Below are 249 nucleotides of genomic sequence, written 5' to 3' on the forward strand. Positions count from 1 at the left end.
CTTGCGGCGTGGCCGAAGCGAACCGGCCAGTCACCGGGGCGATGATCTGGTACCCGTGCTGCCCCTTATCGACCTGGCGCCCGAGCGTCTGCCATTGCTTATAGCCAGCGACATAGCTCGGATACGGTTCGGGCACGTGACCGGCTTCGAAGGCAGCGGAGTGCTGCTGCCAGATGAGCATGACGTTGTTGAACGAGCGTGATCGGAACCGTGCGGCGAAACGCAGCGCGTCAGCCCAATCATCGCCGG

General features: G+C 63.9%; 1 protein-coding gene. It reads right to left on the minus strand.

Going from position 1 to position 249, the window contains the following annotated elements; all coding sequences use genetic code 11:
* Positions 1-249: ArdC family protein (locus SB754_RS22020; protein WP_410784429.1), on the minus strand; the 249-nt coding region annotated here is incomplete at both ends.

Origin of the sequence: Leifsonia sp. SIMBA_070 (genome assembly GCF_046534635.1) — a bacterium.
Taxonomy (GTDB): domain Bacteria; phylum Actinomycetota; class Actinomycetes; order Actinomycetales; family Microbacteriaceae; genus Leifsonia.